Below are 19,128 nucleotides of genomic sequence, written 5' to 3' on the forward strand. Positions count from 1 at the left end.
CTTTCGAGGATCGAAAATCATGCGTTCGCCCTACCGCTCCGCACTGTTCGCCAGCCTGCTCGCGCTGATCTGCGCCGGGGTGCTGTGGGCGGCGTATGACTGGTTTCAAGGCCGCTATCTGCGCGCCTTCAGCGAACATACCGCGGTATTTTCCGGCGACCCGTTGCGCCTGCCGGACAATCTCGCCGGGCCGGGCAATATCCGCCTCGTGCACTTCTGGGACCCGGCCTGCCCATGCAACGTCGGCAATCAGCAGCACCTGAGCGAGATGGTCGAACAGTTCGGCACTCGCGGCGTGGAGTTCTTCGCCGTGCAAAAACCCGGCAGCCACGGCCAGTTGCCCGCCACCCTCGCCGGCCTGAAAACCATCATCGTCCTGCCCGGCTCCGAACAGATCCCCGCCAGCCCGGCCGTGGCAATCTGGGACCGCAGCGGCAAACTGGCCTACTTCGGCCCGTACAGCGAAGGCCTGACCTGCAATTCCAGCAACAGCTTTATCGAACCGATCCTGCATGCCCTGACGGAAGATCGCCCGGTCAATGCCACGCATACGCTGGCGGTGGGTTGTTATTGCCCGTGGCCGGCGGACGCGAAGTAAGGCATTCCGGACTTTTCAAGGACAGCGCTGCACCGCATAGATGCTCTGTGCTAAATGTTTGCAGCCCGACGGGCGGCCTTTTCGCCTGCACAAGGAGTCACCATGAAGCGTGCGTTCACCATTGTTGCCTTGCTCATCGTTGTCCTGCTTTGCGCCGCCGGCAGCTTTATCTACAGCAAGCAGCCGACGCGCCAGGGCCAGGTGGAACTGCGCAACCTGCAAGGCTCGGTGAACGTGCGCTATGACGAGCGCGGCGTGCCGCATATCCGCGCCGAGAACGAAACCGACCTCTATCGCGCCCTCGGTTATGTGCACGCGCAGGACCGGTTGTTCCAGATGGAAGCCATGCGCCGGCTCGCGCGGGGCGAACTGGCCGAAGTGCTCGGGCCGAAGCTGCTCGACACCGACAAACTGTTTCGCAGCCTGCGCATCCGCGAGCGCGCGGCCAGCTACGTCGCCAGCCTCGACAAACAGTCGCCGGCGTGGAAAGGCCTGCAAGCTTATCTGGATGGCATCAACCAGTATCAGGACACCCACGCCGCGCCGATCGAGTTCGACGTGCTGGGCATCCCCAAGCGGCCGTTCACTGCCGAAGACAGCATCAGCGTCGCCGGCTACATGGCCTACAGCTTTGCCGCCGCGTTTCGCACCGAGCCGCTGCTGACCTACGTAAGCGATCAGCTCGGCGCCGATTACCTCGATGTGTTCGATCTCGACTGGCAGGCCAAAGGCGTTCTGGCCACCGATCACACCCGGCACGCACCGGCCCTTGCCGCCGGCGACTGGCAGGACCTCACCACCCTCGCCCGCCTCAGCGAACAGGCGCTGCTCGACAACGGCCTGCCGCAGTTTGAAGGCAGCAACGCCTGGGTGATTGCCGGCAGCCGCAGCCAGAGTGGCAAGCCGTTGCTGGCCGGCGATCCGCATATCCGCTTTTCGGTGCCGTCGGTGTGGTACGAGGCGCAGCTGTCGGCGCCGGGTTTCGAGTTGTACGGCCATCATCAGGCACTGGTGCCGTTCGCGTTTCTGGGACACAACCTCGATTTCGGCTGGAGCCTGACAATGTTCCAGAACGACGATCTCGACCTGATCGCCGAGAAGGTCAACCCGGACAACCCCAATCAAGTCTGGTATCGCGGTCAGTGGACCGAGATGCTCGTCACCGAACAACAGATCAATGTGAAGGGGCAGGCGCCGGTGACCCTCACCTTGCGCCAGTCCCCGCACGGGCCAATCGTCAACGATGCTCTTGGCAGCGCTGCCGGCAAGACCCCGATCGCGATGTGGTGGGCCTTCCTCGAAACACCCAACCCGATCCTCGACGGCTTCTACCAGCTCAACCGCGCCGACACCTTGGCCAAGGCCCGCGCGGCGGCGGCCAAGGTGCAGGCGCCGGGGCTGAATCTGGTTTACGCCAATGCCAGAGGCGATATCGCCTGGTGGGCCTCGGCGCTACTGCCCAAACGTCCAGCCGGGGTAAAACCGGGCTTCATTCTTGACGGCAGCACGGCTGAGGCGGACAAGGACGGCTACTACCCGTTCAGCGCCAATCCGCAGGAAGAGAACCCGGCGCGCGGCTATATCGTCTCGGCCAACTTCCAGCCCGTGTCGCCGACCGGTATGGAGATTCCCGGTTACTACAACCTTGCTGATCGCGGTCAGCAGCTCGACCGCCAGCTCAGCGACAACCGGGTGAAGTTGAGCAACGAGGCCAACCAGAAGCTGCAACTGGGCACGGCGACCGGTTATGGCCCGCGCCTGTTGGCGCCGCTGTTGCCGGTGTTGCGAGAGGTGGTCAGTGATCCGGCGCAGCTGAAACTGCTCGAACAACTAGCGCAGTGGCCCGGCGACTATCCGTTGAATTCGGTCAGCGCGACGGTGTTCAACCAGTTCCTCTACGACCTTGCCGACGCGGCGATGCGCGATGAGTTGGGTAATGACTTTTTCGAAACCCTGCTGTCGACGCGGGTGATCGATTCGGCGTTGCCACGCCTGGCGGCGCAGGCCGATTCGCCCTGGTGGGACAACCGCAGCACGCCGGCCAGAGAAACCCGCGCCGATGTCGTGCGCATGGCGTGGGCGGCAAGCATGGCGCATCTGAAACTGACCCTCGGCGACAACGTGGCGGGCTGGCAGTGGGGCGCGGCGCACACCCTCACTCATGGCCACCCGCTGGGGCAGCAGAAGCCGCTGGATCGCTTGTTCAATGTCGGGCCGTTCGCGGCGCCGGGCAGCCATGAAGTGCCGAACAACCTCTCGGCGAAGATCGGCCCGGCGCCGTGGCCGGTGACCTATGGGCCGTCGACACGGCGTCTGGTTGATTTTGCCGATGCGGTGCATGGTTTGACGATCAATCCGGTCGGCCAGAGTGGCGTGCCGTTTGATCGTCATTACGACGACCAGGCTGAGGCGTACGTAGAGGGGATTTATGTGCAGGCGCATTTCAGTGAGGAAGAGGTGCTGGCGAATACGCGCAGTACCTTGAAGCTACTGCCGATGCGGGGTGCCCAATAGATTTATAACGCCTGCACAGGCCCCTTCGCGAGCAAGCCCGCTCCCACAGGGACATGCATTCCAAATGTGGGAGCGAGCTTGCTCGCGAAGAGGCCATCTCACGCGATATGGATGTCGAATGACACACCGCTTTCGCGAGCAAGCCCGATTCCACAGGGACCGTCTCCGGCTGGTTGAGCGAGCCAACCCTGGCCAATCCAAACCCGGCACGATTTACAGGCAGCGCCACAACGGCGTTTCGACGAGGAAATGCCGTACGGGCTGAGCGAAGACGATATCGGACAGGTCTGGTTATCGATTGCCTTGCATACGACACCGGGCGTGCCGAAGCATCTGCGTCCGAGCGTGTCGCTGTCACTGCGGGGGGCGGAGACGGACGTGCTGGCGATGGACTATGCGGCGTTCAGCAGCGTGCAGCGCGAAGCCGTGGTGCATGCGCATCCACGCAACGAAGGTTTCAAGGAGTGCGTCATCGCCCGCAGATGACGTTCGGCAATGTGAAGACCGATGTGCTGGTGGATCAGGAGCCGGGGTTCAAACCGCTGAACTTCGTTGAGGTCATCCGCCAATCCCCTTGGACTGCATGGAACAAAATGTGGGAGCGGGCTTGCTCGCGAATGCGGTGGGTCAGACAACATTCAGTCGACTGACACGCCCTCTTCGCGAGCAAGCCCGCTCCCACATTTTGATTTGGGTTGCTCTTGAGAAAACGACCAACCCGATAGGGCTCACGCCGCTTCCGGCGCAGGCGCGCGACGCGCGTCCGGCTGCTTCCACGAATCGGCCGCACTTTCTTCGATAGCCTGCTGGATGGCTTTCTTGCGCGACTCTTCGGCGCGGCGGCTGAAGAACCAGACGAGGAAAGTCACCAGCGACACCGCCAGCAGAATCAGGCTCGCCACCGCGTTGATCTCCGGTTTCACACCCAGGCGCACCGCCGAGAACACTTCCATCGGCAGGGTCGTCGAACCCGGGCCGGACACGAAGCTCGCCAGCACCAGGTCATCCAGCGACAGGGCGAACGACATCATGCCGCCCGCCGCCAGCGACGGCGCGATCATCGGGATGGTGATCAGGAAGAACACCTTCCACGGCCGCGCCCCCAAGTCCATTGCCGCCTCTTCGATAGACAGATCCAGCTCGCGCAAACGCGCCGACACCACCACCGCCACATACGCCGCGCAGAACGTGGTGTGGGCGATCCAGATGGTGACGATGCCGCGCTCCTGCGGCCAGCCGATCATCTGCGCCATGGCCACGAACAACAGCAACAGCGACAGACCGGTGATCACTTCCGGCATCACCAGCGGCGCCGTCACCAGGCCGCCGAACAGCGTACGGCCCTTGAAGCGCGTGATGCGGGTCAACACGAACGCTGCCAGCGTACCCAGCGCCACCGCGGCAACCGCGGTGTAGCAGGCGATTTCCAGCGAACGCAGCACCGAGCCCATCAGTTGCGAGTTGTCGAGCAGGCCGACGTACCACTTGATCGACCAGCCGCCCCACACCGTCACCAGTTTGGAAGCGTTGAACGAGTAGATCACCAGGATCAGCATCGGCAGATAGATGAAGATCAGACCCAGTACCAGCATCAGGCTGGAGAAACGGAAGCGCTTCATTCTTTACCCTCCATTTCCTTGGCCTGACTGCGGTTGAACAGGATGATCGGCACAATCAGGATCGCCAGCATCACCACCGCCAGGGCGGATGCCACCGGCCAGTCGCGGTTGTTGAAGAACTCTTGCCAGAGCACCTTACCGATCATCAGGGTTTCCGGGCCGCCGAGCAGTTCCGGGATGACGAACTCACCGACCACCGGAATGAATACCAGCATGCAGCCGGCGATAATCCCGTTCTTGGACAGCGGAATGGTGATTTTCCAGAAGCTGTTGAAAGTGCTCGAACCCAGATCCGATGCGGCTTCCAGCAAACTCTGATCGTGTTTGACCAGGTTGGCGTACAGCGGCAGGATCATGAACGGCAGGTACGAATAGACAATCCCGATGTACACCGCCAGGTTGGTGTTGAGGATCTGCAGCGGCTCGTCGATCAGGCCCATGCTCATCAGGAAGCCGTTGAGCAGGCCGTTGTTGCTGAGGATGCCCATCCAGGCATAAACGCGGATCAGTATCGCCGTCCAGGTCGGCATCATGATCAGCAGTACCAGCACCGTTTGCAGCTCTTTGCGCGCACTGGCAATGGCGTAAGCCATCGGATAGCCGATCAGCAGGCACAGCAGCGTGCTGATGAAGGCCATTTTCAGCGAGCCGAGGTAGGCGGCGATGTACAAATCGTCGTCGCTCAGCAGCGCATAGTTGCCCAGGTTCAGCAGCAATTGCAGCTTCTGCTCGGCAAACGTGTAGATCTCGGTGTACGGCGGGATCGCCACGTCGGCTTCGGCAAAACTGATCTTCAGAACGATGAAGAACGGCAGCATGAAGAACAGGAACAGCCAGATGAACGGCACGCCGATGACCATTTGCCGGCCATTGGGGATGATTCGGTTCATACGGCGTTTGAATTTGCGCATGTTCATGAGCGAAGTACCACGCCGCTGTCGTCTTCCCACCACACGTAGACCTGATCGCCCCAGGTCGGACGCGCGCCACGGCGTTCGGCGTTGGCCACGAACGACTGCACCAGTTTGCCGCTCGGCAACTCGACATAGAACACCGAGTGACCGCCCAGATAAGCGATGTCGTGAACCTTGCCGCTCGACCAGTTGTACTCGCAGGTCGGCATCTCGGCGGTGACCAGCAGTTTCTCCGGACGAATCGCGTAGGTGACCGACTTGTCCTGCACCGAGGTACTGATGCCATGGCCGACGTAGATCTGCCGGTCGAGATCCTTGCAGGTGATGGTCGCGTGGCCCTCGGCGTCGTCGATCACTTCGCCTTCGAAGATGTTGACGTTGCCGATGAATTCGCAGACCAGTCGGCTGGTCGGGGTTTCGTAGATGTCGATCGGGCTGCCGATCTGGGCGATCCAGCCCAGGTGCATGATCGCGATGCGCTCGGCCATGGTCATGGCTTCTTCCTGGTCGTGGGTCACCATCACGCAGGTCACGCCGACGCGCTCGATGATTTCCACCAGTTCCAGTTGCATCTGCGAACGCAGTTTCTTGTCCAGTGCGCCCATCGGTTCGTCGAGCAGCAGCAGTTTCGGCCGCTTGGCCAGCGAGCGTGCCAGTGCCACCCGCTGACGTTGGCCGCCGGACAGTTGATGCGGCTTGCGCTTGGCGTACTGGCTCATCTGCACCAGCTTGAGCATCTCGGCCACACGGGCGTCGATTTCAGCTTTGGGAATCTTGTCCTGCCGCAGGCCGAAGGCGATGTTCTGCGCCACGGTCATGTGCGGGAACAAGGCGTAGGACTGAAACATCATGTTGATCGGACGGTCGTACGGCGGCATGTCGGTGATGTCCACACCGTCGAGAAAAATCCGCCCTTCCGTGGGCCGTTCGAAGCCTGCGAGCATCCGTAGCAAGGTGGATTTGCCCGATCCCGAACCGCCGAGCAGAGCAAAAATCTCGCCCTTCTTGATTTCCAGGGACACGTCGTCCACGGCAATCGTCTCGTCGAACTTCTTCGTGACCCGGTCGATTTTGACCAGCACCTGTTTCGGTGTCTGGTCGCCCTCGAGGGCTTTCTTGTAGGCGCCGGAGGCAACTGCCATTTACGAAACTCCCAACAGAAGCAGCAGTTCGCCACGCAAGACGAACCCTGGATAGTTTGTGCGTTATTTGCCCGACTTGACCTTGGTCCAGCTGCGGGTCATCAAACGCTGAATATTGGCTGGCAACTCGGTCGACACGTAGGTCTTGTCGAGGACTGCTTGCGGTGGGTAAACCGCTTCATCGGTGCGAATGGATTGTTCCATCAGCTTGTCCGAACCCGGGTTGGGGTTGGCGTAACCGACGTAATCACTGACCTGGGCGATCACCTCAGGTTTCAGCAAATAGTTGATGAAGGCGTGGGCCTCTTTGACGTTGGGCGAATCCTTGGGGATTGCCAGCATGTCGAACCACAGCGCACCACCCTCTTTCGGGATCGAGTAGGCGATGTTGACGCCCTTCTTGGCTTCCTCGGCACGGTTCTTCGCCTGGAAGATGTCGCCGGAGAAACCGATCGCCACGCAGATGTCGCCGTTGGCCAGATCGCCGATGTACTTCGAGGAATGAAAATAGGTCACGTACGGACGCACCGCGAGCAGCTTGGCGGTGGCTTTTTCGTAATCCTTGGTGTTGGTGCTGTTGGCGTTCAGGCCCAGGTAATTGAGCATGGTCGGCATCATTTCATCAGCCGAATCGAGGAACGCGACGCCGCAGCTGTGCAGCTTCTTGATGTTTTCCGGCTCGAACAGCACGGCCCAGGAATCGATCTTGTCGATACCCAGCACAGCTTTGACTTTGTCGACGTTGTAGCCGATGCCGTTGGTGCCCCACAGATACGGCACGGCGTAGAGGTTGCCGGGATCGTTCTGCTCCAGGCGCTTGAGCAGCACCGGGTCGAGGTTGGAATAATTCGGCAGCTGCGCCTTGTCGAGCTTCTGGAACGCGCCCGCCTTGATCTGCTTGCCGAGGAAGTGGTTCGACGGCACGACCACATCGTAACCGGTACGCCCGGCGAGCAGCTTGCCTTCCAGGGTTTCGTTGGAGTCGAAGACGTCGTAGACCGGTTTGATCCCGGTGTCTTTCTCGAAGTCGGCCAGGGTCGATTCGCCGATGTAATCGGACCAGTTATAAATATGCACCGTACCGGCGGCCTGGGCTCCGACAGCGATGGTCAGGCCGGCAGCGACCAGCAGGGCTTTGCGCAAAGAAGAAAATACAGGCAAGTGGAGGTCCTCTAAATGGATTGGGCCCAAGTTGCCCGCGCTGCATGACAGCCATGGCTGCCCGACAACAAAACCGGCGCGCAACTTACCCTCGAAAAACCGATCCAGCAAAACTTTCTGTCAATTAATTATCCGCTGGCCGCCGTCGCGGCGACGACGGCCAGTGGTTGCTGCAGCAAACCGGCTTATTTGCCCGATTTGATTTTGGTCCAGCTGCGCGTGATCAGGCGCAGAGTCGCCGCGTCCAGGTCACTGATCGCGTAGAGCTGTTTCTTCACTTCAGCCGACGGGTAGATGCTCGGATCGCTGGTGATGTCCTTGTCTACCAATGGCGTGGCCGCCTTGTTGCCGTTCGGGAAACGCACGGCGTTGGTGATGCCGGCCATCACTTGCGGCTCGAGCAGGTAGTTCATGAACTTGTAGGCGGCTTCGACGTTTTCGGCGTCCTTGGGAATGGCGACCATGTCATAGAAAGTCCCGGCGCCTTCTTTCGGAATGGTGTAAGCCAGTTTGACCTTGTCACCCGCTTCCTGGGCGCGGGTCTTGGACTGCTCCAGGTCACCCGAGTAACCGACAGCGACGCAGATGTTGCCGTTGGCCAGGTCCGAGATGTACTTGGAGGAGTGGAAGTAGGCGACCGACGGACGAATCTTCAGGAACAGGTCTTCGGCGGCTTTCAGATCAGCCTTGTCCTTGCTGTCGGTCGGCTTGCCCAGATAGTGCAATGCGGCCGGAATCATTTCGGTCGGTGCATCGAGGAAGCTCACGCCACAGCTTTTGAGTTTCTCGATGTTTTCCGGCTTGAACACCACGTCCCACGAATCGATCTTGTCGATGCCCAGCGCAGCCTTGACCTTGGCCGGGTTGTAGCCGATGCCGATCGAGCCCCACATGTACGGGAAGGCGTGTTTGTTGCCCTGGTCGCTGGCGTCGCCAACGGCCTTGAGCAGGTCTTCGTCGAGGTTTTTCCAGTTCGGCAGCCTGGACTTGTCCAGCTCCTGGTAAACGCCGGCCTTGATCTGCTTGGCGAGGAAGTTGTTGGAAGGCACCACGATGTCGTAACCGGATTTGCCGGCCAGCAACTTGGCTTCCAGGGTTTCGTTACTGTCGAAGACGTCGTAAACGACTTTGATCCCGGTGGCTTTTTCGAAATTGGCCACAGTGTCCGGCGCAATGTAATCGGACCAGTTGTAAACGTGCAGCACTTTGTCGTCCGCGTGAACCGCACCCGCCATCATGCCCGCCACGGACAGCGCGAGAAGTGTCTTGCCAGCAAGCTTTTTACCTAATGCCTTCATGCGTCATGCTCCAAATTTTTCTTTTTTGAACCACATTGTTCAGCGGCCGAACCCGGACAACTGGAACCGCGGCTAGTCTGGCAAGATCCGAGGCGGTCTTTCAACAAAAGACCGGCCTTTCTGACAGCTTTGACCGAGCAAGCCGCAACCTGCTCGCTCAAAGCCTAGCACTTAGCCCTGCAGCGCACCGAGGGTCAGATCCAGACACTTGCGTGCCTTTGTAACCAACTCATCGATCTCGGCTTTGCTGATCACCAGCGGCGGCGCGATGATCATCGTGTCGCCCACCGCGCGCATGATCAGGCCGTTGTCGAAGCAGAACTGCCGGCAGATCATACCGACGCCCTTGCCTTCGTAACGCTTGCGCGTGGCCTTGTCCTGCACCAGCTCGATCGCCCCCAGCAGACCGACGCCGCGAACTTCACCCACCAACGGATGATCGTTCAGCTCGCGCAGACGTTTCTGCAAATACGGTGCCGTTTCGTTGTGGGCGTTCTCGATAATTTTTTCATCGCGCAGAATGCGGATGTTTTCCAGGCCCACCGCCGCTGCCACCGGATGCCCGGAATAGGTGAAGCCGTGGTTGAAATCGCCGCCTTCATTGAGCACGGCTACCACCGAATCACGCACGATCAGGCCACCCATCGGGATGTAACCGGAGGTCAGGCCTTTGGCGATGGTCATCATGTCCGGTTTGAGGTCGTAGAAATCGCTACCGAACCACTCACCGGTGCGGCCGAAACCGCAGATCACTTCGTCGGCCACAAACAGAATGTCGTACTTGGCGAGGATTTCCTTGATGCGCGGCCAGTAGGTATCGGGCGGAATGATCACGCCACCGGCACCCTGGATCGGCTCGGCAATAAAGGCACCGACATTGTCGACACCGACTTCGAGAATCTTTTCTTCGAGCTGATTGGCCGCCCAGATGCCGAACTCTTCCGGCGTCATGTCGCCGCCCTCGGCGAACCAGTACGGCTGCGCGATGTGAACGATGCCCGGGATCGGCAAGTCGCCCTGTTCGTGCATATAGGTCATGCCGCCGAGACTCGCACCGGCCACGGTGGAACCGTGATAACCGTTCTTGCGGCTGATGATGACTTTCTTGTTCGGCTGGCCCTTGATCGCCCAGTAGTGGCGAACCATGCGCAGCATGGTGTCGTTGCCTTCGGAGCCGGAGCCGGTGAAGAACACGTGGTTCATGCCTTCTGGCGCAACGTCGGCAATCGACTTGGCCAGTTCCAGCGCCGGCGGGTGGGCCGTCTGGAAGAACAGGTTGTAGTACGGCAGCTCGCGCATCTGTTTGGCGGCGGCATCGGCCAGTTCATCGCGACCGTAACCGATCGCCACACACCACAGGCCGGCCATGCCGTCGAGGATCTTGTTGCCTTCGCTGTCCCACAGGTAAACGCCCTTGGCGTTGGTGATGATCCGCGGGCCCTTCTCTTTCAGTTGCTTGAAGTCGCTGAACGGGGCCAGGTGGTGATCGCTGCTCAGCGCTTGCCACTCACGGGTTTGCGAATTGTTGCTGGTCATGCCAATTCTCCTTGTTATCGGTGAAGGCGCGCCGCCTGCGCAGCGCGCCCGGCGTATCAGACGGCGAAGAGCAGGTACTCACGCTCCCAGGAACTGATCACGCGCTTGAAGTTTTCATGCTCGGCCCGCTTGACCGCGACGTAGCCGGTGATGAAGGTCTTGCCGAGGTATTTCTCCACGGTCTTGCTGTTCTCCATACGCTCCAGCGCGTCTTCGATGGTCAGCGGCAGACGCAGGTTGCGGCGCTCGTAACCACGGCCGACCACTGGCGCGCTCGGGTTGAGGCCCTCGACCATACCGATGTAGCCGCAGAGCAGGCTCGCGGCAATCGCCAGGTACGGGTTGGCGTCGGCGCCCGGCAGGCGGTTTTCCACGCGGCGGTTCTGCGGGCCGGCGTCCGGTACGCGCAGGCCGACGGTGCGGTTTTCTTCGCCCCACTCGACGTTCACTGGTGCCGAGGTGTCCGGCAGGAAGCGCCGGAACGAGTTGACGTTAGGAGCGAACAGCGGCAACAGTTCGGGGATCAGTTTCTGCAGGCCACCGATGTGGTGCAGGAACAACTGGCTCATGGTCCCGTCTTCATTGGAGAAGACGTTCTTGCCGGTGTGGATGTCGATGATGCTCTGGTGCAGGTGCATGGCACTGCCCGGCTCGCCGGTCATCGGTTTGGCCATGAAGGTCGCGGCCACGTCGTGCTTGAGCGCCGCTTCGCGCATGGTGCGTTTGAACACCAGAATCTGGTCGGCCAGCGACAGTGCGTCACCGTGACGGAAGTTGATTTCCATCTGCGCCGTGCCGTCTTCGTGGATCAGCGTGTCGAGATCCAGCTCCTGCAGTTCGCACCAGTCGTAGACGTCTTCGAACAGCGGATCGAATTCGTTGGCCGCTTCGATGGAGAACGACTGACGACCGATTTCCGGGCGACCGGAGCGACCAATCGGCGGCTGCAACGGATAGTCAGGGTCGTCACTGCGCTTGGTCAGGTAGAACTCCATTTCCGGCGCGACGATCGGCTGCCAGCCCTTGTCGGCATACAGCTTGAGAACCTTCTTGAGGACGTTGCGCGGCGACAGCTCGATCGGGTTGCCTTGCTTGTCATAGGTGTCGTGGATTACCTGCGCGGTCGGCTCGATGGCCCACGGCACCAGGTACACGGCGTTCTGGTCGGGGCGGCAGATCATGTCGATGTCGGCCGGGTCGAGCAGTTCGTAATAGATGTCGTCTTCGACGTAGTCACCGGTCACGGTCTGCAACAAAACACTTTCCGGCAGACGCATGCCTTTTTCGGCGATGAACTTGTTGGTCGGCGAAATCTTGCCCCGGGTGATGCCGGTCAAGTCGCCGATCATGCATTCGACTTCTGTGATCTTGCGGTCTTTCAACCAATCGGTGAGCTGGTCGAGGTTGTTACTCATAAATGCCTCTGGGCTGAGTCTCCTGACGCGATGTCAGGCAATTTTGACGCTTGGGGCGTCGCGTTAAGGGGGCTTGCTCGCGCAGTGCCGGCTTACGCCTGGCACCGCGCATAGACAATGAAAGAGGAGCTTACCTGCCCTTTACGCTGGCGTTGCATTTCCCGTGCACTTTGCAAACGTGCAGAATCACAAGCACGACGCTGAGTGCGGCACGCGCTTTGAGTGGGAAAGAGTTCTATAGTGGAAGGAGACGCCATAAAGCGGATGCTGTGCCCGACGTCCAGAATATCGGACGGTGCCGTTGTGCCGGATGTTGACGAGAGTCTCGTCGACAGGCTGCGCGCCTTGCTGGCTGCGCTACGGACGGATTGATCGCCACTGATGTGATGAGCATGCAGACCGGACTGTTGCGAGCAGTCGGTGATGCCGATTAACGGCAGGCGAGACATGAAGCACCCCGGTATTATTGCTGTTATGGGTTTGACCGGAGCTTAGCCTTGTTCATTTTTTTACACAACACCCCCGTAAAAAATACAACACGGCCTGCTCAAGCCCGCAGCTGAGCAACGTTCAAGGTTTGAAAAAATGCCCCAAAGTGCCCCATAAATGCCCTTCAAGCGCTTTTTCGGGGCAAAAAAGGCCTCGCTTGACTTCGGCAGGCCGTTCGGGTTGACTGAAACCAGAAAAGATCAATGATTGATATTTTTAACAACAAAGGTGTTGCATCATGTCGGTACCCCCGCGTGCCGTTCAGCTTAACGAAGCGAACGCGTTCCTTAAGGAACATCCTGAGGTTCTGTACGTTGACCTTCTGATTGCGGATATGAATGGTGTGGTGCGCGGCAAGCGCATCGAACGCACCAGCCTCCACAAGGTTTACGAGAAAGGCATCAACCTGCCGGCCTCTCTATTTGCTCTGGATATCAACGGCTCCACGGTGGAAAGCACCGGCCTGGGCCTGGACATCGGCGACGCCGATCGTATCTGCTATCCAATCCCCGACACCCTGTGCAACGAGCCATGGCAGAAGCGCCCGACCGCGCAACTGCTGATGACCATGCACGAACTCGAAGGCGACCCGTTCTTCGCCGATCCCCGTGAAGTGCTGCGCCAGGTGGTGACCAAGTTCGACGAACTGGGCCTGACCATCTGCGCCGCGTTCGAACTCGAGTTCTACCTGATCGACCAGGAAAACGTGAACGGCCGTCCACAGCCGCCACGCTCGCCGATCTCCGGCAAACGCCCGCACTCGACCCAGGTCTACCTGATCGACGACCTTGACGAATACGTCGACTGCCTCCAGGACATTCTGGAAGGTGCCAAAGAGCAAGGCATTCCGGCCGATGCGATCGTCAAGGAAAGTGCCCCGGCGCAGTTCGAAGTGAACCTGCACCATGTCGCCGACCCGATCAAGGCGTGCGACTACGCGGTCCTGCTCAAGCGTCTGATCAAGAACATCGCCTACGACCATGAAATGGACACCACCTTCATGGCCAAGCCGTATCCGGGCCAGGCGGGCAATGGTCTGCACGTGCACATTTCGATTCTGGACAAGGCCGGCAAGAACATTTTTGCCAGCGAGGATCCCGAGCAGAACGCCGCGCTGCGTCACGCGATCGGCGGTGTGCTCGAGACCCTGCCCGCGCAGATGGCGTTCCTCTGCCCGAACGTCAACTCGTACCGTCGTTTCGGCGCGCAGTTCTACGTACCGAACTCGCCGTGCTGGGGCCTGGACAACCGCACCGTGGCGATTCGGGTACCGACCGGCTCCGCCGATGCCGTGCGTATCGAACACCGCGTGGCGGGCGCCGATGCCAACCCGTACCTGCTGATGGCTTCGGTGCTGGCCGGCGTGCATCACGGTCTGGTCAACAAGATCGAGCCGGGCGCACCTGTCGAAGGCAACAGCTACGAGCAGAACGAGCAAAGCCTGCCGAACAACTTGCGCGATGCCCTGCGCGAGCTGGACGACAGCGAGGTGATGGCCAAGTACATCGATCCGAAGTACATCGATATCTTCGTCGCCTGCAAGGAGAGCGAGCTGGAAGAATTCGAACACTCCATCTCCGACCTTGAGTACAACTGGTACTTGCATACCGTGTAAGCGGTTGCAGTAACAACAACGCCGCCGGCCTTAAAGCCTGCGGCGTTTTTTTTGCCCGCAATTGATGCTTACCGATCAACCAGCAATCTCGGAATGGCCCTACAGGGTCCGTCGAAGTCACCCTACAGAGCAATCCCTGCCGCCCTCTCACACTCAAGAACCCCGGGATCTGACCGGTTTTCTTTCCACAGTGCCGAGAGTAACCCTCATGAAAAAGCAGCTAATGAGCGCCGCCATTACATTGTTGATCACCAGTGTATGCACGACCGCAGGGGCAACCACAGGGCAAGCCGCCACATGGAGTTACGCCGCCCCCACCGGGCCGGAACAATGGAGCGAACTGAAGAGTGACTATGCGCTTTGCTCGTCCGGCCTGACGCAATCGCCAATCGACATCCGCGATGCAGTCGACACTCGACTTGCCCCCCTTGTCTTCACGTATCAGCCGAGCGCAGCTGTCGTCTCGAACAACGGTAATACCATTCAGGTGGCGACCGTGGATGCGGGCAGTCTCACCCTCGCATCCGGCGATTATTCCTTCGTGCAGTTGCACCTGCATACGCCAAGCGAAGAACAGATCCAGGGCCGCTCCTATCCAATGAGCGCGCATCTGGTTCACCGTAGCGCTGCAGGCGAACTGGCCGTCGTCGCAGTGCTGTTTGAGGAGGGGGCGCACAACCCGGCACTGGATTTGATTTTGGAAGCCATGCCCAAGGAGGCGGGCGTTGTGATGAATCTGCAAACGCTGAACGTTACCGATCTTTTGCCTGCCACCCGCCATTACTACGCCTACGCTGGCTCCCTGACGACACCACCGTGTGCTGAAGGTGTTCGCTGGCATGTCCTTTCCACAGCGGTGACGCTGTCTCCCGCACAACTGCAGGCTTTCCAGGCGCTGTACCCGATGAACGCTCGTCCGGTGCAACCCTTGAATGGCCGTAGCGTGGAGGTCGGCGGCTAGGTCGCAGACGGCCAGCCGGGGCAATGGGCCCGTGCAGACAAGGTGCAAGTCGCCTCGTACAATGCCCGCTGCCCCCGCTGGAGAATTCAATGAGCCGACTCGTCACCCCACGCAAACCCCGCGCTCGCAGCCAGGCCCGGATCGATTCGATACTCGACGCCGCGCGCACGCTGCTGGCGGCCGAGGGCGTGGCGAGCCTGTCGATCTACAGCGTCGCCGAACGCGCGCAGATTCCGCCCTCCTCCGTGTATCACTTTTTCGCCAGCGTCCCGGCGCTGCTCGAAGCGCTGACCGCCGATGTGCATGCGGCATTTCGCGCCTGCCTGCAAGCGCCGATCGATCACGATGCCCTGCATGACTGGCGAGATCTGTCGCGACTGGTCGAACAGCGCATGCTTGAAATCTACGACGAAGACGCGGCTGCGCGGCAATTGATCCTGGCGCAACACGGCCTGACCGAAGTGACCCAGGCCGACCGTCAGCACGACCTGGAGCTGGGCGATTTGATGCACAAATTGTTCGACCAGCATTTCGAGCTGCCGAGGCTGCCGGACGATGTCGATGTGTTTGCCCTGGCGATGGAACTGGGCGACCGGGTTTATGCCCGCTCGGTGCAGCAGCACGGCCAGATCACCCCGCGCATGGCTGAGGAAGGGATGCGGGTGTTTGATGCCTACATCGGCCTGTATCTACCGCCCTATCTACCTAAGCGCTAATAGATCGCAGCCTTCGGCAGCTCCTACCTTGGAATGCGTCCCCCTGTAGGAGCTGCCGAAGGCTGCGATCTTTTGATCTTCAAAAAAAAACCCCGCAGGGCTCACACCCTCGGGGTTGTTTTTTGCTCACCGACTTACAACTTGGCGATCGACACCTCGGTGGATTTCACGAAAGCAATCACCTCGCTGCCCACCACCAGCTCCAGCTCTTTCACCGAGCGAGTGGTGATCACCGAAGTGACGATACCCGAAGCGGTCTGCACGTCGATTTCCGACAGCACGTCGCCGAGGACGATTTCCTTGATCGAGCCTTTGAACTGGTTGCGCACGTTGATGGCTTTGATAGTCATGGCATTGATTCCTGTCGTTGATAAAACTGAGTTATTGCGCCCAACGCAATTGCGCAGGCAGGGGTGAAACGGGTTCCGGCGTCGGCGGTTCGCCGGGCAGGGACAGAACACGGTTGAGCACTTCGGTTTCCAGCGCGGCGAGGCGATGCGAACCACGGATCCGAGGGCGCGGCAGTTCGACGTGCAGGTCGAGGCCGACTTCGCCGTCCTCGATCAGGATCACCCGATCGGCAATCGCCACCGCTTCACTGACATCGTGGGTCACCAGCAGCACGGTAAAACCGTGTTGCTGCCAGAGCCGTTCGATCAGTTGCTGCATCTCGATCCGGGTCAGTGCATCCAGCGCGCCGAGCGGTTCGTCGAGCAGCAGCAGTCGCGGTTGATGGATCAGCGCCCGGGCCAGCGCGACGCGCTGCTTCTGGCCACCGGACAATGCCGCCGGCCATTCATGAGCGCGATCCGCCAGGCCCACCGCTTCCAATGCATCCAGCGCTTGCTGGCGCCAGTTACCCTTGAGGCCGAGGCCGACGTTGTCGATGATCCTTTTCCACGGCAGCAGCCGCGCTTCCTGGAACATCAGACGCGTATCGTCACGCGCCTGGCTGAGCGGCGCGGAGCCGGCGAGCAGGTCGCCGCCAGTCGGTTGATCGAGACCGGCCAGCAAGCGCAAGAACGTGCTCTTGCCACAACCGCTGCGCCCGACCACGGCGACGAACTGCCCCGCCGGAATATGCAAATCGATGTCCCGCAGCACCTGCCGCGCGCCGAAGGTTTTCTGCAGGTTGCGCACCGCCAGCGGAATCCCGCGCAGCAGCCGTGGAGGTTGTTGAGCGGTCATGCCGCACCTCCCTTGGCGACCTGATAGGCCGGGTGCCAGCGCAACCACACACGTTCAAGCCCTCGGGCGGCGAGGTCGGCGAGTTTGCCCAGCACCGCGTAAAGCAGAATCGCCAGTACCACCACATCGGTCTGCAAAAACTCACGGGCATTCATCGCCAGATAGCCGATACCGGAGCTGGCCGAGATCGTTTCAGCGACGATCAGCGTCAACCACATGAAGCCCAACGCGAAACGCACACCGACCAGAATCGAAGGCAGCGCACCCGGCAGAATCACCTGCCGGAACAGACTGAAACCGCTCAAGCCATAACTGCGCGCCATCTCCACCAGCGCTGGATCGACGTTGCGGATGCCGTGGTAAGTGTTGAGGTAGATCGGGAACAACGTGCCCAGCGCCACGAGGAAAATCTTCGCCGACTCATCAATGCCGAACCACAGAATCACCAGCGGAATCAGCGCCAGATGCGGCACGTTGCGAATCATCTGCACCGAGCTGTCGAGCAGGCGTTCGCCCCACTTCGACAGGCCGGTGATGAAACCCAGCACCAGGCCAATGCTGCCGCCGATGGTGAAACCAAGTGCCGCGCGCCAGCCGCTGATCGCCAGGTGCGTCCAGATCTCGCCGCTGCGCACCAGACTGACGCCGGCTTCGATTACTGCCACCGGTGCCGGCAGGATCCGCGTCGACAACCAGCCCGCCGACACCGACAACTGCCACACCGCCAGCAGCAACACCGGCAGCGCCCAGGGCGCGAGGCTGTGGATTAATTTCTTCATGGCCGCGCCTCAGCTCTGCGACGCGGCTTTGGGCAGGATGTCGTTGGCAACCATCTCGCCGAACGGGCTGACATAACCGGCGCTTTTCGGCAGTTCCGGGCGCTCGACGTCCAGGTGCGGGAACAGCAGCTCGGCCACACGATACGACTCTTCGAGGTGTGGATAACCGGAGAAGATGAACGTATCGATGCCCAGATCAGCGTATTCCTTGACTCGCGCTGCCACAGTCGGGCCATCGCCGACCAGTGCCGTACCGGCGCCGCCACGTACCAGACCGACGCCGGCCCAGAGGTTCGGGCTGACTTCGAGGTTGTCGCGGCTGCCGCCGTGCAGCGCGGCCATGCGTTGCTGGCCGACCGAATCGAAGCGCGCCAGCGAGGCCTGCGCACGTTGGATGGTGTCGTCGTCCAGATGCGAAATCAGCCGGTCCGCCGCTTGCCAGGCTTCGGCGCTGGTTTCACGGACGATCACATGCAGACGAATACCGAAGCGCACGGTGCGTCCGAGCTTGGCGGCTTTGGCCCGGACTTGTGCAATTTTTTCGGCAACGGCCGCTGGCGGCTCGCCCCAGGTCAAGACCATTTCCACTTGCTCGGCGGCCAGATCCTGCGCCGCTTCCGATGAGCCGCCGAAATACAGCGGCGGACGCGGTTGCTGGATCGGCGGATAGAGCAGCTTGGCGCCTTTGACGCTGATGTGCTCGCCGTCGTAATCAACGGTTTCGCCTTCCAGCACGCGACGCCAGATACGGGTGAATTCTACCGAGGCCTGATAGCGTTCTTCGTGGTTGAGGAACAGACCGTCGCCCGCCAATTCTTCCGGGTCGCCGCCGGTTACCAGATTGAACAGCGCACGCCCGCCGGACAAACGATCCAGCGTCGCAGCCTGCCGCGCCGCGACCGTCGGGGAAATGATCCCGGGGCGCAGGGCAACGAGAAATTTCAGACGCTGGGTCACCGCAATCAGCGAGGCCGCCACCAGCCACGAGTCTTCGCAGGAGCGCCCGGTAGGAATCAGCACACCGCCAAAACCGAGGCGATCCGCCGCTTGCGCAACCTGTTGCAGGTAACCGTGGTCGACCGCGCGGGCGCCTTCGGCGGTGCCAAGGTAATGGCCGTCGCCATGGGTAGGCAGGAACCAGAAAATGTTGAGGCTCATGGAGTGGTCTCCTTGTGGATTCGAA

General features: G+C 60.6%; 16 protein-coding genes and 1 pseudogene. 6 read left to right on the forward strand and 11 right to left on the reverse strand.

Going from position 1 to position 19,128, the window contains the following annotated elements; genetic code table 11:
* Positions 1 to 19 precede the first annotated feature (19 nt).
* The 3 genes and pseudogenes from CXF97_RS23180 to CXF97_RS23190 all read left to right on the forward strand — a co-directional run.
* A complete protein-coding gene (locus CXF97_RS23180) occupies positions 20 to 598 on the forward strand; it encodes a DUF6436 domain-containing protein (protein WP_101161445.1) in 579 nt (192 codons plus the stop codon).
* A 102-nt stretch (positions 599 to 700) separates the two neighbouring features.
* Entirely contained in the window at positions 701 to 3,112 is a 2,412-nt protein-coding gene (locus tag CXF97_RS23185) for a penicillin acylase family protein (RefSeq protein ID WP_101161446.1), read from the forward strand.
* Positions 3,113 to 3,364: 252 nt separating this feature from the next.
* Positions 3,365 to 3,696, forward strand: a pseudogene (locus tag CXF97_RS23190) (phosphohydrolase); the annotation flags it as partial.
* Between the two features lie 144 nt (positions 3,697 to 3,840).
* On the opposite strand, the gene CXF97_RS23195 reads toward CXF97_RS23190, so the two are convergent.
* The 7 genes from CXF97_RS23195 to CXF97_RS23225 all read right to left on the reverse strand — a co-directional run bounded on the left by CXF97_RS23195 (position 3,841) and on the right by CXF97_RS23225 (position 12,197).
* Positions 3,841 to 4,731, reverse strand: coding sequence for an ABC transporter permease subunit (locus tag CXF97_RS23195; protein WP_101161448.1), 891 nt, complete (start codon positions 4,729 to 4,731; stop codon positions 3,841 to 3,843).
* Positions 4,728 to 5,609, reverse strand: coding sequence for an ABC transporter permease subunit (locus CXF97_RS23200; RefSeq protein WP_178081230.1), 882 nt, complete (start codon positions 5,607 to 5,609; stop codon positions 4,728 to 4,730). Before CXF97_RS23200 ends, CXF97_RS23195 begins: the two co-directional genes overlap by 4 nt.
* A gap of 35 nt (positions 5,610 to 5,644) precedes the next feature.
* On the reverse strand, positions 5,645 to 6,787 hold the full coding sequence (locus tag CXF97_RS23205; RefSeq protein ID WP_101161451.1) for an ABC transporter ATP-binding protein: 1,143 nt from the start codon (positions 6,785 to 6,787) through the stop codon (positions 5,645 to 5,647).
* Positions 6,788 to 6,850: 63 nt separating this feature from the next.
* Positions 6,851 to 7,948, reverse strand: coding sequence for a polyamine ABC transporter substrate-binding protein (locus tag CXF97_RS23210; protein WP_101161453.1), 1,098 nt, complete (start codon positions 7,946 to 7,948; stop codon positions 6,851 to 6,853).
* 185 nt (positions 7,949 to 8,133) lie between these two features.
* Positions 8,134 to 9,246: a polyamine ABC transporter substrate-binding protein gene (locus CXF97_RS23215; protein ID WP_101161455.1), complete on the reverse strand. Its 1,113-nt coding sequence runs from the start codon at positions 9,244 to 9,246 to the stop codon at positions 8,134 to 8,136.
* 171 nt (positions 9,247 to 9,417) lie between these two features.
* Positions 9,418 to 10,782 carry an aspartate aminotransferase family protein gene (locus CXF97_RS23220; protein WP_101161457.1) on the reverse strand — a complete coding sequence of 455 codons (1,365 nt, stop codon included), beginning with the start codon at positions 10,780 to 10,782 and terminating at the stop codon, positions 9,418 to 9,420.
* 56 nt (positions 10,783 to 10,838) lie between these two features.
* A complete protein-coding gene (locus tag CXF97_RS23225) occupies positions 10,839 to 12,197 on the reverse strand; it encodes a glutamine synthetase family protein (RefSeq protein WP_101161459.1) in 1,359 nt (452 codons plus the stop codon).
* A 727-nt stretch (positions 12,198 to 12,924) separates the two neighbouring features.
* Between CXF97_RS23225 and CXF97_RS23230 the strand changes: the two genes are divergently transcribed.
* The 3 genes from CXF97_RS23230 to CXF97_RS23240 all read left to right on the forward strand — a co-directional run bounded on the left by CXF97_RS23230 (position 12,925) and on the right by CXF97_RS23240 (position 15,978).
* Positions 12,925 to 14,301 carry a glutamine synthetase family protein gene (locus tag CXF97_RS23230; RefSeq protein ID WP_016772657.1) on the forward strand — a complete coding sequence of 459 codons (1,377 nt, stop codon included), beginning with the start codon at positions 12,925 to 12,927 and terminating at the stop codon, positions 14,299 to 14,301.
* A 208-nt stretch (positions 14,302 to 14,509) separates the two neighbouring features.
* A complete protein-coding gene (locus CXF97_RS23235; RefSeq protein WP_101161461.1) occupies positions 14,510 to 15,262 on the forward strand; it encodes a carbonic anhydrase in 753 nt (250 codons plus the stop codon).
* An 89-nt stretch (positions 15,263 to 15,351) separates the two neighbouring features.
* Entirely contained in the window at positions 15,352 to 15,978 is a 627-nt protein-coding gene (locus tag CXF97_RS23240) for a TetR/AcrR family transcriptional regulator (protein WP_101161463.1), read from the forward strand.
* Positions 15,979 to 16,112: 134 nt separating this feature from the next.
* Here the strand turns inward: CXF97_RS23240 and CXF97_RS23245 are convergent, their stop codons facing one another.
* Genes CXF97_RS23245 through ssuD form a run of 4 tightly spaced genes read right to left on the reverse strand, consistent with a single transcriptional unit; the run spans position 16,113 to position 19,103 of the window.
* Positions 16,113 to 16,328, reverse strand: a complete 216-nt coding sequence (locus CXF97_RS23245; RefSeq protein ID WP_003229256.1) for a molybdopterin-binding protein — start codon at positions 16,326 to 16,328, stop codon at positions 16,113 to 16,115.
* Between the two features lie 31 nt (positions 16,329 to 16,359).
* Entirely contained in the window at positions 16,360 to 17,166 is an 807-nt protein-coding gene (ssuB, locus tag CXF97_RS23250) for an aliphatic sulfonates ABC transporter ATP-binding protein (protein ID WP_101161465.1), read from the reverse strand.
* A complete protein-coding gene (gene ssuC / locus CXF97_RS23255) occupies positions 17,163 to 17,945 on the reverse strand; it encodes an aliphatic sulfonate ABC transporter permease SsuC (RefSeq protein ID WP_093097304.1) in 783 nt (260 codons plus the stop codon). The genes ssuB and ssuC overlap by 4 nt, the downstream gene beginning before the upstream one ends.
* Before the next feature lie 9 nt (positions 17,946 to 17,954).
* Positions 17,955 to 19,103 carry an FMNH2-dependent alkanesulfonate monooxygenase gene (ssuD, locus tag CXF97_RS23260; protein ID WP_101161467.1) on the reverse strand — a complete coding sequence of 383 codons (1,149 nt, stop codon included), beginning with the start codon at positions 19,101 to 19,103 and terminating at the stop codon, positions 17,955 to 17,957.
* Between the last annotated feature and the right edge of the window lie 25 nt (positions 19,104 to 19,128).

The organism is Pseudomonas sp. Choline-02u-1, from assembly GCF_002836515.1.
Classification (GTDB): domain Bacteria; phylum Pseudomonadota; class Gammaproteobacteria; order Pseudomonadales; family Pseudomonadaceae; genus Aquipseudomonas.

Bases quoted from the DNA above. Each gene is read 5' to 3' on its own strand.
- CXF97_RS23230 (WP_016772657.1), top strand. From the start codon at position 12,925: ATGTCGGTACCCCCGCGTGCCGTTCAGCTTAACGAAGCGAACGCGTTC.
- ssuC (WP_093097304.1), bottom strand. From the start codon at position 17,945: ATGAAGAAATTAATCCACAGCCTCGCGCCCTGGGCGCTGCCGGTGTTG.
- CXF97_RS23235 (WP_101161461.1), top strand. From the start codon at position 14,510: ATGAAAAAGCAGCTAATGAGCGCCGCCATTACATTGTTGATCACCAGT.
- CXF97_RS23225 (WP_101161459.1), bottom strand. From the start codon at position 12,197: ATGAGTAACAACCTCGACCAGCTCACCGATTGGTTGAAAGACCGCAAG.
- ssuD (WP_101161467.1), bottom strand. From the start codon at position 19,103: ATGAGCCTCAACATTTTCTGGTTCCTGCCTACCCATGGCGACGGCCAT.
- ssuB (WP_101161465.1), bottom strand. From the start codon at position 17,166: ATGACCGCTCAACAACCTCCACGGCTGCTGCGCGGGATTCCGCTGGCG.
- CXF97_RS23180 (WP_101161445.1), top strand. From the start codon at position 20: ATGCGTTCGCCCTACCGCTCCGCACTGTTCGCCAGCCTGCTCGCGCTG.
- CXF97_RS23195 (WP_101161448.1), bottom strand. From the start codon at position 4,731: ATGAAGCGCTTCCGTTTCTCCAGCCTGATGCTGGTACTGGGTCTGATC.
- CXF97_RS23245 (WP_003229256.1), bottom strand. From the start codon at position 16,328: ATGACTATCAAAGCCATCAACGTGCGCAACCAGTTCAAAGGCTCGATC.
- CXF97_RS23185 (WP_101161446.1), top strand. From the start codon at position 701: ATGAAGCGTGCGTTCACCATTGTTGCCTTGCTCATCGTTGTCCTGCTT.
- CXF97_RS23220 (WP_101161457.1), bottom strand. From the start codon at position 10,782: ATGACCAGCAACAATTCGCAAACCCGTGAGTGGCAAGCGCTGAGCAGC.
- CXF97_RS23205 (WP_101161451.1), bottom strand. From the start codon at position 6,787: ATGGCAGTTGCCTCCGGCGCCTACAAGAAAGCCCTCGAGGGCGACCAG.
- CXF97_RS23215 (WP_101161455.1), bottom strand. From the start codon at position 9,246: ATGAAGGCATTAGGTAAAAAGCTTGCTGGCAAGACACTTCTCGCGCTG.
- CXF97_RS23240 (WP_101161463.1), top strand. From the start codon at position 15,352: ATGAGCCGACTCGTCACCCCACGCAAACCCCGCGCTCGCAGCCAGGCC.